Annotated in this window: 11 protein-coding genes, 1 tRNA gene and 1 pseudogene; 4 read left to right on the top strand and 9 right to left on the bottom strand. The window is 48.9% G+C overall.

The window, feature by feature from the left end:
* Positions 1–84 precede the first annotated feature (84 nt).
* The 3 genes from secF to yajC all read right to left on the bottom strand — a co-directional run bounded on the left by secF (position 85) and on the right by yajC (position 3,373).
* The gene (secF, locus tag MJO57_RS13130; protein WP_252025872.1) at positions 85–1,002 is read right to left on the bottom strand and encodes a protein translocase subunit SecF; all 918 of its coding nucleotides are present in this window, start codon (positions 1,000–1,002) and stop codon (positions 85–87) included.
* Positions 1,003–1,012: 10 nt separating this feature from the next.
* A complete protein-coding gene (gene secD, locus MJO57_RS13125) occupies positions 1,013–2,881 on the bottom strand; it encodes a protein translocase subunit SecD (protein ID WP_252025870.1) in 1,869 nt (622 codons plus the stop codon).
* 144 nt (positions 2,882–3,025) lie between these two features.
* Entirely contained in the window at positions 3,026–3,373 is a 348-nt protein-coding gene (yajC, locus tag MJO57_RS13120; RefSeq protein ID WP_252025868.1) for a preprotein translocase subunit YajC, read from the bottom strand.
* Between the two features lie 831 nt (positions 3,374–4,204).
* Here yajC and MJO57_RS13115 point away from each other — a divergent pair.
* Both MJO57_RS13115 and MJO57_RS13110 read left to right on the top strand, forming a co-directional pair.
* Positions 4,205–4,693 carry a transposase gene (locus MJO57_RS13115; protein ID WP_252018121.1) on the top strand — a complete coding sequence of 163 codons (489 nt, stop codon included), beginning with the start codon at positions 4,205–4,207 and terminating at the stop codon, positions 4,691–4,693.
* Positions 4,662–5,144: an IS1595 family transposase gene (locus tag MJO57_RS13110; RefSeq protein WP_252026893.1), complete on the top strand. Its 483-nt coding sequence runs from the start codon at positions 4,662–4,664 to the stop codon at positions 5,142–5,144. Before MJO57_RS13115 ends, MJO57_RS13110 begins: the two co-directional genes overlap by 32 nt.
* Before the next feature lie 37 nt (positions 5,145–5,181).
* Here MJO57_RS13110 and MJO57_RS13105 read toward each other — a convergent pair whose 3' ends face one another.
* The gene (locus tag MJO57_RS13105) at positions 5,182–6,696 is read right to left on the bottom strand and encodes an IS66 family transposase (RefSeq protein ID WP_252017330.1); all 1,515 of its coding nucleotides are present in this window, start codon (positions 6,694–6,696) and stop codon (positions 5,182–5,184) included.
* Between MJO57_RS13105 and MJO57_RS13100 the strand changes: the two genes are divergently transcribed.
* Positions 6,695–6,841, top strand: coding sequence for a hypothetical protein (locus MJO57_RS13100; protein WP_252025866.1), 147 nt, complete (start codon positions 6,695–6,697; stop codon positions 6,839–6,841). The genes MJO57_RS13105 and MJO57_RS13100 overlap by 2 nt on opposite strands.
* Here the strand turns inward: MJO57_RS13100 and tgt are convergent.
* Complete coding sequence (tgt, locus tag MJO57_RS13095; RefSeq protein ID WP_252025864.1) at positions 6,838–7,971, bottom strand: tRNA guanosine(34) transglycosylase Tgt; 1,134 nt, start codon at positions 7,969–7,971, stop codon at positions 6,838–6,840. The genes MJO57_RS13100 and tgt overlap by 4 nt on opposite strands.
* Before the next feature lie 143 nt (positions 7,972–8,114).
* Complete coding sequence (gene queA, locus MJO57_RS13090) at positions 8,115–9,143, bottom strand: tRNA preQ1(34) S-adenosylmethionine ribosyltransferase-isomerase QueA (RefSeq protein WP_252025862.1); 1,029 nt, start codon at positions 9,141–9,143, stop codon at positions 8,115–8,117.
* Between the two features lie 322 nt (positions 9,144–9,465).
* On the opposite strand from queA, the gene MJO57_RS13085 reads away from it, so the two are divergent.
* Positions 9,466–9,552 (top strand) — tRNA-Leu (locus MJO57_RS13085).
* 286 nt (positions 9,553–9,838) lie between these two features.
* Here the strand turns inward: MJO57_RS13085 and MJO57_RS13080 are convergent.
* From MJO57_RS13080 to MJO57_RS13070, 3 genes and pseudogenes are all read right to left on the bottom strand, one after another.
* Positions 9,839–10,878 (bottom strand): annotated as a pseudogene (locus tag MJO57_RS13080) (IS1595 family transposase).
* A gap of 148 nt (positions 10,879–11,026) precedes the next feature.
* Positions 11,027–12,328 carry a TniQ family protein gene (locus tag MJO57_RS13075; RefSeq protein WP_252025860.1) on the bottom strand — a complete coding sequence of 434 codons (1,302 nt, stop codon included), beginning with the start codon at positions 12,326–12,328 and terminating at the stop codon, positions 11,027–11,029.
* Positions 12,325–12,873 carry a hypothetical protein gene (locus MJO57_RS13070; RefSeq protein WP_252025858.1) on the bottom strand — a complete coding sequence of 183 codons (549 nt, stop codon included), beginning with the start codon at positions 12,871–12,873 and terminating at the stop codon, positions 12,325–12,327. Before MJO57_RS13070 ends, MJO57_RS13075 begins: the two co-directional genes overlap by 4 nt.
* Positions 12,874–12,876 lie beyond the last annotated feature (3 nt).

Here is a 12,876-nt window from a genome sequence, read left to right as displayed (position 1 = left end):
AGCTCCGTGCTTTTAAAGATATTCACTATAGACCAAAAAAAACCGGCAAAAATTGCCGGTTTTTATCCCCTGAAACTCAACGCGTTATGGCATCTGTTCAAAGTCTTCATTGTCCTTCACTGGAACAATTAAATCTTCCCTGCTGATTCTCAGGTAGATCAGGATATTGGAAGCGATATAGATGGAGGAATAAGTACCCACCCCCACACCCACAATCAATGCCAGGGCAAAGTTGTGAATCATATCACCACCAAAGAGAAACAAGGCCAGCAACACCATCAAAGTGGTACCGGAAGTCGCCAATGTCCGGCCCAGGGTCTGAGTCAGTGAAACATTGATAATCTCTTCGGCATCCCCCTTTCTCAGCTTGCGGAAGTTCTCACGGATACGGTCGTAAACGATGATGGTATCGTTCAGCGAGTAACCGATCACCGCCAGCAAGGCCGCCATCACCGTCAGATCAAACTGAAGCCCCAGAAGCGCAAACAGCCCCAGAGTGAAAATCACATCATGGGCCAGCGACAAAATGGCACCTACCGAGAACTTGAACTGGAAGCGAAAAGCGATGTAGAGCGTGATCAGCAACATGGCGAACAGCATGCCAAGACCGCCCTGCTCCCTCAGCCTTTCACCCACCTGGGGCCCGACAAACTCGACGCGCACCGCTTCCACATTACCGTCATAGTTCTGCCCCAGAAGCGCGGCAACCGCCGCCCCCATTTTCGGGTCATCTCCGGGAATACGGACCAGGATATCCTCTGCCGAACCAAACTCCTGCACGACAACGTTGTCATAACCGGCAGTAGCCAGCTGATCACGGATGTCCGACGTTTTCACCGGCTGGTCATACACCAGCTCAATCAGCGTACCACCGGTAAAATCAAGTCCCCAGTTAATCCCCTTAACCGCAAGAGCCCCAACAGAACCCAGCATTAACAACAGCGACAGCACCGAAGCGAAGGAGCGCAGCCGCATGAAATTGATGACTTTTAAATCATTCATCACTGCCACCTCAAATATACAGTTTCTTCAGGTTACGACCGCCATGGGTCAGGTTAACCAAGGCACGTGTCAGAACAATGGCTGTGAACATGGACGTCAGAATACCGATGCACAGGGTGACCGCAAAACCTTTGATCGGCCCGGTTCCCACGGCAAACAGGATAATACCCACCAGCAAGGTGGTGATATTACCATCGAAGATGGACACAAACGCCCGGTCAAAACCCTCATGGATCGCCCGCTGAATTGACCGCCCACTGCGAACCTCCTCACGAATACGGGAGAAAATCAGCACGTTGGCATCCACCGCCATACCCAGCGTCAATACAATACCGGCGATACCCGGCATGGTCAGTGTGGCACTAAACAGACTCATCACCGCCATCAGCAGCACCAGGTTCATGGCCAGGGCGATATTAGCCAGCAAACCAAACACCCGGTAAACCACAACCATGAAGATCAGCAGCAGAATCAGACCGATCACCGTAGAATGAATACCCATCTGGATATTCTCGGCACCCAGGCTGGGACCCACCGTTCTCTCTTCAGCGAAATACATCGGGGCAGCCAGCGAACCCGCTCTCAACAGCAGCGCCAGTTCAGAAGCCTCTGCGGTTGAGTTCAAACCGGTGATACGGAACTGGTTACCCAACGCGCTCTGAATGGTTGCCAGGCTGATAACGCTCTCTTCCTGCTGGAAGCTCTGAATCGTTTCCTTCACCTGCTGACCATCTACGGTCCTGGTAACCACTTTGGTCACCGGCTTCTGCTCAATAAAGATAACCGCCATGGCCCGCCCTACATTGTTACGGGTAGCACGGTTCATTACGGTACCGCCATGGCTGTCCAGGTTGATATTCACCTGTGGCTGGCCGGTCTGGGTATCAAAGTTGGATTGAGCGCTGGACACCTGGTCACCGGTAATGATGATATCCCGTTCCAGATCCACGGGAGGACGACGGGAGTCCATGAAACTGAATGACTCAGTGCTGGCCCTGGACGCATTGGGCAGCGCTTCAAGGCGGAACTGCAGGTTGGCAGTTTTCCCCAGAATACGTTTGGCTTCCGCCGTATCCTGAACACCAGGCAACTCAACAACGATCCCGTTACGCCCCTGACGCTGAACCAGCGGTTCGGACACACCCAGCTCATTGACACGATTACGAACCGTTGTCAGGTTCTGTCGCACCGCATAATCTTCAATCTCTTTAATGGCCGTCTCAGAGTATCGATAAGACAGTACCGGGCGACCATTAACGTCAGCGTTCTCCACCGTCAAATCCGGAAAATCCTTGCTGATCAGGCGGGCAGCCTGGTCACGGGATGACGCATCATTAAATGCCATCTGTCGTGCACCATCGGCACGCTCTGGCATGGTGCGATAGCGGAGCTTTTCTTTACGGAGAGAAGTTCGAATTTCTGAGTTGGCAATATCCATTTTCAGCTGCAGGGCTTTAGCGGTATCCACCTCCAACAGAAAGTGCACACCACCGGAAAGATCAAGCCCGAGCTTCATTGGGAAGGCCCCAATGGAAGTCAGCCAGTCCGGCGTCGTCTGGGCCAGGTTAATGGCAACGATATAGTCATCCCCAAGCACCTCTTTGATCAGCGATTTCGACAGCTGCTGCTGATCAGCACGGTTAAGGCGAATCAGTAATGCCTTGTCGTCAAGCTCAACAGACTTAACATCAATATTGGCCGCTGCCAGGGCCTGTTCAGCACGCTGCTGAACTTGCTCATCCATCACTCTGGACGAACTGGTGCCAGTCACCTGTACTGCCGGGTCTGCGGGGTAAAGATTGGGAAGGGCATAAATAAACCCGAGACCTACGATGACCAGAATCAGCAGGTACTTCCACAATGGATAGCGATTGAGCATGGCTCACCGGTTCCTGAATTAATAGTGAAGCGCCATAGCGGCATTGTTATACGGCCTTTGCCGGGACAATCTTTGCGGGCTATGGGCCTATGGCACAGTCCATTGAGTAAAAAAGCAGCCTGAACAGGCTGCTTTTCTCAAAACTTACTTGATAGCCTTGATGGTACCTTTTGGCAGGGTAGCGGCCACAGAACCTTTCTGGAAATTCAGTTCCATATTGTCGGCAACCTGCAGGGTGACAAACTCATCCGTTACCGTACTGACTTTTCCAAGAATACCGCCAGTGGTGACCACCTCATCACCCTTGGCCAGACCAGCAATCAGGTTTTTGTGCTCTTTGGCACGCTTGCTCTGGGGACGCCAGATCAGCAGCCAGAAAATCAGCACAAAACCACCCAGCATCACCAGCTGACCAATCATACCCGGTCCAGCTGTCGCAGCAGCCGCACCACCTTCTGCAGCAGCCTGAGCCTGACTGATGAAAGGAATCATTCCAATACTCCTAATCGCATTATTACTGTTGACGCAGCAATTTACCTGAAAAATAACCAGTCCGGAACCCGTCTTTTCATCGAAAGCCATCGAAAGCCATCGAAAGTCACCGAACGCACTCAACGAAAGAGGTCAAAAGCCCCAATACCACAAGCATCAACTAGTACATAGTTTCAATGAGTTTGACGGGTTGACGTGCCTCCGCACTCCGTTCGTCCTGAGCCTGTCGAAGGGCGGAAACTCCGGACTCTGATAGATTGTGCCAAGCACCCTTCGACTCCGCTCAGGGTGAACGAAGATTGTACACGTCAAACTCATTGAAACCATGTACTAGTGCAGAAAAGCGCTAATACCCCACAGCAAGGCACCTCGTACCCATGCATTCCCAAGGGAGAGAAATTGTCGCAAAACCCTCCGGACACTCCGAACATCTCGTTCCCACGCTCCGCGTGGGAATGCATACCGATCCCGCCACAAATACCATACTCGCATGAAGCCCCCGAAAACCCTACCAGGCAGTGGCTCTTTCTCATGCTGCCAGATCCATATGCGTTCCCACGCGGAGCGTGGGAACGAGGGTTTTGCGACACCATCAGGACCGTGGGAACAAGGTACTTGTGTATGTATAACAACGCTTGGCTGCACTAGTGGAATCTGGCATTAAAAGGGCATACCCGGATTTACATAAACAGGGTGTTTATTGGGACTGTCCAGAAAATATCAACCCTGACCGGACAATCACCCGGCAACGCATTAAAAAGAGGCTCTTTTCGAATTCCGAACTGCTGAACTATCCTTGGTGGATATAATTAGCCATCGCCAGCATTGACCATGAATATAGGCCGAATCTCAGATCTCATCAGTAATGACACCTGCTTTGAGATGATCCGTGAGAACCGCTGGCCAGATGGCACTGTTCTCTGTCCGCACTGTGATTCTGAGAATGTCAAAAAGAATGGACACGACAATGTGCAGGTAGAGTGCCAGCACTATTACTGTAAGTCCTGTAAGCGCTACTTCGATGACCTGACAAATACGGTTTTCGCAGGACACCACCGACCACTCAAAGTCTGGATTGCCTGTCTCTATTTAATGGGGCTGAACGTCTCCAACAGCCAGATAGCTCAGGAACTTGATCTGTGTGTCAGTGATGCACACCATATGACCACAGTCTTACGAAATGGTGTTGTTGACCGAAAGCCTGAAGTGATTCTTGATGGCGAAGTTGAATTCGACGAGGTCTACATTGTAGCTGGTCACAAGGGACACCCTGAAGCATTAAAAAAATCTGGATCGTCCACCGAGAAAAAGAAGGCTTAAAGGCGCTCCGGGCCGTGGGACTCTTGAAAAAGACAAACCGCCGGTATTGGGAATGATTCAAAGGGGAGGTCAGGTCATTATCAACATGCTGTCGAACGTTAAGAAGGCGACAATCGAACCATTTATCAAGAAACACGTAGCCCCACAGAGCCAGATTTATACCGATGAATACAACATCTATGATGACCTTGAAAGCTGGGGCTTCAGACATAAAACGGTCTGTCACGGCAAAGGTGAGTATGCTCGTGATGATGACAAAGACGGTATTTACGAGGTGCATGTTAATACTATGGAGGGGTTTTGGTCACTTCTACGCTCGTGGCTAAGGCCTCACAGGGGAATATCCCAAGAGGCTTTACCCCTTTACCTTGGCTTTTTTGAGTTTTTGCATAATATTGGCCGAAGAGGCAAAAGTCTTCTTCAGCCCTTAGTCAACTTGCTGGTTACATAGCAGTCTGGAATTGGAAAAGAGCCTAAAAAGAATGTAACTATTCAGCACTGAGCAAAGGCATATTACAGTAATTCCGAACAGCTCTATGAAGTGATTGATATATGTCCATTCCCTGTTTTCTGGCAGACGACAAATAGCTGCGAATCCGTGCAAACATAGAACCACCGTCTGCACTCCTGAAGCAGCCTGAGATTTTCTGCTTTAACTTGGCCATTCGAACATCCCGCTCACTGCCATTGTTATCGAAGGGAATGGTAAAATCTGACATGAAGCGCAGTGTCTCAGCCTTGAACTCAGTGAGTCGTTTGAAGAGATTGTAAGCTTTAGTATTCTTGACTTTCTTGCGCTTAAGCTCCTCTCGTTGCTTCTCCATATAGACGACTTCTTTCATTAGAGCCCGCTGAAGCAACCGGTCATAAATCTTCTCGATTCGTTCACAGACAACACTTGGCATCTGTAGCATACCTATGGTCTTAAAGCCCTTGCAGTAATGCCAGGAAAGCCTCAGTAGCTTCATCAATCGCAACGCCAGTTGATTGCTGTCCCTATCAACAACACCCAAAAGCTCCCTCAGGTGATGGGCATTGCAAAGTACGTGAGTTGCCGCATATGCAAAATAGGATTTCCAATGATCATGAACCAGAACGCCTGCAAATGTTAGCAGTATGCCCATCGTGTCCATGGCCTCACGACCTCGCTTTTCAGACAAGTAGTAGAGCGTCCATTGTTCATCCCGCATAACGTGTAGCCAGTGCAAAGAGCCCTCGGCCCGCATACCCGTTTCATCGGCTCCGGCAACAGACGATTCCCGCAAGGCGTCACGAATAACCTCTTCAGTAGAAGCCAGATTTTCATAGGTTCTGGCCACAAAATTGGCGACAGTGCCTGCACTTACACTCATTTTATAGAGAGTATTAAAATACTCTGACACGCGCTTAAAAGGCAGGAAATGGTATTGGTTAAGATAGACGGCCATAGCCTGTGTGGCTGAGCCATATTGTGCGGCAGCGGTAACACCTTCCGGGAATTCAGCCTGATTCCGACAACCACAAGTGCAGATTTTTACTTCAGCTCTATGGGCCGTTACTTCAAATTCACCCGGTCTCCCTGGTTCAAACACCTGTCGTTCAATATATTTGACCGGCTCACTATCAAGAAGAGACGCCTGACATTTATTGCATTCTTTAACCGGAAGGTACTCAATATAGTCAGGGATATCGACCTGTTTAAGACAAGTGCCCTGATGCCCTTTCTTTCCACCGGCTTTATTACCAGAAGACTGTCTCAGACTTTTAGGATTGGGTTTTTCATCCGATGGATCGGTACCTTTATCTGCGGAAAGGTCGTCAGAATGATCTGGAGAATTACTGTTTTTACAAGGTTTTTGATAACCATCAGACGATGGCGGCTTGCTGCTGTTTTGACTGTTCTTGCCAACCTTTTCTTCCAATTCTCGACATCGCTCTTCCAGACAGGCAACTCTCATCCGCAGCTCTGCATTCTCTTTCAAGAGAATCTCAGCCGACATAGTTGCGGGTAGTTCTGGAATCATGCTGGCGAATATTGTGGAAAAATGGTGCTTAAGAGGATGGTATAAAAATCAGAAAATTCCAGATTTATGTGGGGGTGCTGAACAGTTACAAAATCAGAAAATTCCAGATTTATGTGGGGGTGCTGAACAGTTACAAAAGAATTAACCCCAGTCAGGCACTTCCTGTCCACGTTTACGATAAAACTCAACCACAAACGCTTCCAGTTCACCTTGTTCGATAGCACCTCTCAGGCCGGCCATTACCCGCTGGTAATAACGCAGGTTATGGATAGTGTTCAGCATGGAGCCCAGAATCTCACCACACTTATCCAGATGATGCAGATATGAACGACTGAAATTCTGGCAAGTATAGCAATCACAATGGGCTTCAAGCGGACGCTCATCCATCTTGTGAACGGAGTTACGGATCTTGATCACCCCCTCGTCCACAAACAGGTGGCCATTGCGGGCATTACGGGTTGGCATAACGCAGTCAAACATATCGACGCCACAACGAACCGCTTCTACGATATCCTCCGGCTTGCCAACCCCCATCAGGTAGCGCGGGTGAGTCTCTGGAATCTTATGGGTGATATGGGAGAGAATACGCATCATATCCTCTTTGCTCTCACCCACTGAAAGACCGCCAATGGCATAACCATCAAAGCCAATCTCCGTCAGACCGGCAAGCGACACATCACGCAGCGCTTCAAACATTCCCCCCTGGATAATGCCAAACAGGGCAGAAGGACTTTCACCGTGAGCGGCTTTGGAGCGAGCAGCCCAACGCAGAGACAGTTCCATGGAAGTATGCGCCTGCTCTTCATTAGCGTCACCCGGCGTGCACTCATCAAAGATCATCACGATGTCCGACCCCAGTTCACGCTGCACCTGCATGGAAATCTCAGGGTTCAGGAACACCCGAGAACCATCCACCGGCGATTGGAAAGAGACGCCCTCTTCCGTGATTTTGCGCAACTTGCCCAGGCTGAATACCTGAAAACCGCCGGAATCCGTCAGAATCGGACCGTGCCACTGGTTAAAGTCGTGCAGATCCCCGTGCTTCTGAATAATCTCCGTACCCGGGCGAAGCATCAAATGAAAGGTATTGCCCAGGATAATTTCCGCGCCAATCTCTTTGATATCCCGTGGCAACATGCCTTTGACCGTGCCATAGGTCCCTACCGGCATGAAACATGGCGTTTCAACGGTGCCACGGGGAAAGGTCAGCCGACCCCGACGGGCTTTGCCATCGGTAGCCAGCTGCTCAAACTGCATAAAACATTCTCTTGTCATGAATTGTGTATAGCTCTTTTAAAACACAAGCTGTGAACCACAAAGACACCAAGTCACAAGGAAAGTGCTTTCCTGTGTGCTGTGAACAAAAAAAACTTTGTGTCTTTGGGTTCCCTTCTTTTATATCTCTTGCCGCACCACTCTCAGTCAGCCTTGCGGGTCAGCAACATGGCATCGCCATAACTGAAGAAACGGTACTTTTGCTCAACGGCTTCTTTATACGCAGCCAGCACATGCTCTCGTCCGGCAAATGCACTGACCAACATTAATAAGGTGGATTGCGGCAGGTGAAAATTGGTCACCATCAAATCCACACTGCGAAACTCATAACCCGGATAAATAAAAATACTGGAATCCCCCCGGAACGGAGCAATCTCACCGGATGCCGAAGCCGACTCCAGGCTGCGCACCGACGTGGTACCCACCGCCACAACACGGTTACCCCTGGCACGGGTTTCCCGCAGCGCCTGACAGACGGCTTCAGAAACTTCGATATACTCCGCGTGCATCACATGATCTTCAATCTTTTCAACCCGAACCGGCTGATACGTTCCGGACCCCACATGAAGCGTCACAAATACTTTTTGAACGCCATTGGCTTCAAGACGCGCCAGCAACGCTTCATCAAAATGAAGCCCTGCGGTTGGTGCCGCCACCGCGCCATCCCTTGACGCAAACACCGTTTGATAGCGCAGACGGTCACTGTCGCCATCTTCACGATCAATATAAGGCGGCAGCGGCATATGACCGTGTTCAAGCAGCAACGGTAAAACCGATGTTTCAAAACGGAGAATAAACAGAAAATCCCGACGCCCTTCAACAACCACACGCACCGCACCATCGGCCAGCAGTAACACAGAACCCGGCTTTGGCGATTTACTGGCACGCACCTGGGCCAGCGCAAGGTTATCCTCCACCACCCGCTCGATCAGCACCTCAATTTTGCCACCGGTCTCTTTCTGCCCATAAATGCGGGCAGGAATCACCCGGGTATTGTTCAACACCAGCAGGTCGCCGGGCTGCAGAAGTTCTTCAATATCCGAAAACTGTTGATGCTGAATCCCACCGCTATTGCCATCAAGACACAGCAGGCGGCTCCCGGTACGATCTTCTGCAGGAAACCGGGCAATCTGCTCATCGGGCAGATCAAAATCAAAATCACTGACTTGCATGGACAATCCGGTGGTTACTGTCTTCATTTCCAGCAGTCCACGCTTCTCTCGGTTGAAGAGCGTAGAAAACCAGTCTTAATAAAAAGCATCGAAGGATACTGCAAAACAAGGAAAGTGTCAGGAGGGCGATTCCATGCAACGTTACGGACTTACCTTACTTTTTTGTTCTTACCATTCAATAACTGCTTGATCTCAATGATCTCTTTGATATACTTCGCTGCACTTGAGCAGCCGCACTTTCGATAGCAAAACTCAACGCTTTATTCGATGAGAAATGCTTTGAATTCAGCGAATCGATGACATAAGCTCAGGCTCTTCAAATGCCAGTGTGATGGAATTGGTAGACATGACGGATTCAAAATCCGTTGCCTTTGCGGGCGTGTCGGTTCGAGTCCGACCACTGGTACCAACGCTTACAGCCTTATTCCTTAATGTCCGTGATCAAGGATATTGTCCGTTTGGACAACTTCTTCGACAAATCCTTTTATCTGCACATACGCTTTCCAGAAAAGCGGACATTTTCTTGCTCAAATTCCCTCATAATACTTGGGAAAGCGGACACTTCCTCAGAAAAATTCCCGGACAAGTTTCGGCAAAATAAATTTCCCAATAACTGCCTGAAAAATACGAAAATTCTGTAAACTTACCAAACGACATAGCCCATGACCGCACAATATGTGCAAGCCATAGCCAGGCTAAGTTACCGTTAATGGTTGGAAGCACCAATGTTCAGTAATTCTGCTGATCAACCGGCCAACAGTTAATTTTTTTGCTGCCGTCAGTTCTCGCCTCCAGGCCAGATAATGGGGAAGGTAACGAGTTGCAACCCCTTGGAATACGCCGCCAATCCAGCGTTTTAAATGACTGTGATAAGAATTTACAGTCTGGATGTGGTAGATGCCTTCAACAACATGTTGACCTGCTGATGTCACCAGCTCCTTGAAGACAAATCCAAGCTTGTCAGCAAGTTTTTCGTGAGCGAGGTGTGCATCCGCACAGACCGTGGCCTGTATCGATATGCGGCCATTTAAATGCCTGCACAATTCATTAGCACTTTCGTTTTCTAATACACCGTCAACGGTATTTCGATTACGGTCCCGAGCCACCATTACCGGGACTTTTCGGGCTTTGTTGGGATCATTACCCCGCTTTCGGGTTGGCCGTGGAAGGCCTTCTCTTTGCCCTTTGAAGGATTCACGGAAAATGTTTCATCAAGCTCAGTAATGCCACAAAGCTCTTCTGCTTGATCATTATTAATCACTTCAAGAAAGCGGTGACGCCAGCGGAACGCAGTTTTCAAGTCAATGGCATTCTCAGCAGCAGCTGGTCGCAAGACCATAGAGTGAGTCATACCTGCGAGGTACTTGTTCCATTTTTCAGGGTGCCTGAGCCTTGCCAAAGGCGTTCCACTAAAGGCGTTAAACGTTGAGTCGCAAGTCTTGCAGTGGTAGCGCTGTCGGCCATTTCGTATGCCCCAGCGACCAACGCTATGGCTTTTGCATTTGGGGCACCTGGGGTTTTCGGCAAATTGGGCAAGTATGCTCTTTTCTACGTCAGGTGTTGCATTATCGTTATTGGGTATAGATTCACTGTAAACAGGTTCAGAGTCAGTGGTTTCTACTACCTCGGTAACCTCTATTTGAGTACTAAGGAGCGAGTTGTTAAGAATGTCTCGCTGTTCACTGGTTAATGTTGAAATGGAATCAATAAAATTCTGGAAGAGTTCAGATTGCATATCACTCCCCTACAACGTAGATTTTATGGGAGTTTAGCTGATTCAACCATTAACGGTAACTTAGCCCCATAGCCACGTTAATATCCAGGATTTTTCTTACAGAGAAACAGAAAGGAATTTCAGAAAGGAAATCTTTGAATTGATATTTTTACAGCTTTTCAGTTACCTCTCGCCATATTTCAGTAAACTCCCCAAAGCCAAAATTTTTCAACTCATTTTTCAAGGCTGCCCGCACATAATTATGGGAAGGAAAAACACCGCCATCTAATAAATGCTGACAGGCTTCCTCAACCAACGAAATTTTTCTTTTATTTCGAGCCTTCCGCTGCTTTGCCCGAAGCTCATTATTTTTCGCAACCAGTTCGGCAGTTTTTTCCGGAAAGTGATAACGCAGGTAACTCACCCCAACTTTGAGCTGTTCTGCCACCTGATTCACCGAAATAATCTCGCTGTGATCATTTACAATTTTCGTTAACTGACACTCAACCCAATCGAGCTTGTCAGCATTATCGTATGATTGTCGCCCATCAAGTTCTGCAATTTTCGCATCCGGGTCAATCCGCTTATGGTGAAACAGCAGGTCTGCCGGACTAACCTGCACAGCAACACAAAAATTCAGCAAGGTACTCAATGTCGGTCTGGTTCCACGCTTACCATCAGAAAACCACTGAGTGATTGTTGCTTTCGAAAAAGAAAGTAATTGCTCAAGCTTTTTTGTCGAAGTAACACCCAGCCTTGACATCACAACCCGAATCCCATCTCTCAATAACTGTTGAAGTGATACACCCTCTATTACCAGGTGTCGACTAGCCACCAAGTCCAAGAGATATAGCTCCTTTTGTGAAAGTGCCTGCCTGTCATCCTCACCACTCGGTTCACCCAGAAATGAACCGCACTCAGGACAATACCCCACGGGCAAAACGCGCTGAACCATATACTGTCTTGCACCGCAATCTAAACAGCTACTTTTCAGAGTACATTGATGAATGGGGCAAGCTTCCAGACTTTGCAAACTCCAGATTAACGGCTCATACAAAACCTCCCCCGCACTACGCCATTGATACAGACACTCCGGGCACCATTTTTTTGAAGAGTGAAAGAGCCCTTTGCCCATAGAATCCAGCAATGTTTTCCAGGGAGACATGGATAATAACTCTACGCCCCGCTGCCCGGTAAATACTGCCAAAGCACTCACATACACTTCTGCCTTAGGCCGATAGCCGTTCATTGCAGAAAAGCCATAACTTATAAACAGATCATTGGATACCTGCCCCTGCCCGAGAACAGGGTTCAGAAAATGTCTCAGAAAATGATGCGGTGCTTTTCGATGAGCATAGGCCAGCCGAACCAGATAACTCCCCACGGACTCAAACATGTATCCATCACCGGCATCAGCTGGCTCCAAACCAAACAGAACAGTGCGTGGTAATTGTTGAAAGGTTGCCATCATAGTTGCGGCCCCACTGGGTCATGACTGGGTTTGCGCTGCACACCCCTTGACCCCGATTTTTTATGAATTTGTGTTCCCCCACCCAACAGCATGTCTTCGACATCGAACATCGTAACCCTGGAAAAATAATCTTTACCCATCTTGATTTCTGCGGCAACCCGGTTCAATTCCCGGGGATCCATTCTATTATCCATCAGACTTTTAACGCTGACATAATCCCCACCAGATTCAAGCGTTCTGTACAATGTCTTGGTCAACCAGTCCTTCAGAATGCCGATACAGCCACAGCAGCCCAAATGAATTTCACTGACTTTGTCAAACAAAGCATCAGAAAAGCGTATGGGATAGCGCGCAAGCAATCCATCAAGGGCATAAGCAAAATGATCAAGGTCTTTCTGAGAGCCTCTATGATAAGGCCCCAACTCGATAATCTCCGACCGCCTTCCGAGCTGCGCACTGGTTTCACCAAAGCGCAACAGTCGGTAAGTTCCGACCAAGACAATAATACAGCCACTCAAACTTGCCAGGGACTTCAGCAGCTCCATACA

The organism is Endozoicomonas sp. SCSIO W0465, assembly GCF_023716865.1.
In the GTDB taxonomy this organism is placed as follows: domain Bacteria; phylum Pseudomonadota; class Gammaproteobacteria; order Pseudomonadales; family Endozoicomonadaceae; genus Endozoicomonas.
Note: the sequence above shows the minus strand (reverse complement) of the source record. Positions and strands in the feature narration are given on the sequence as shown.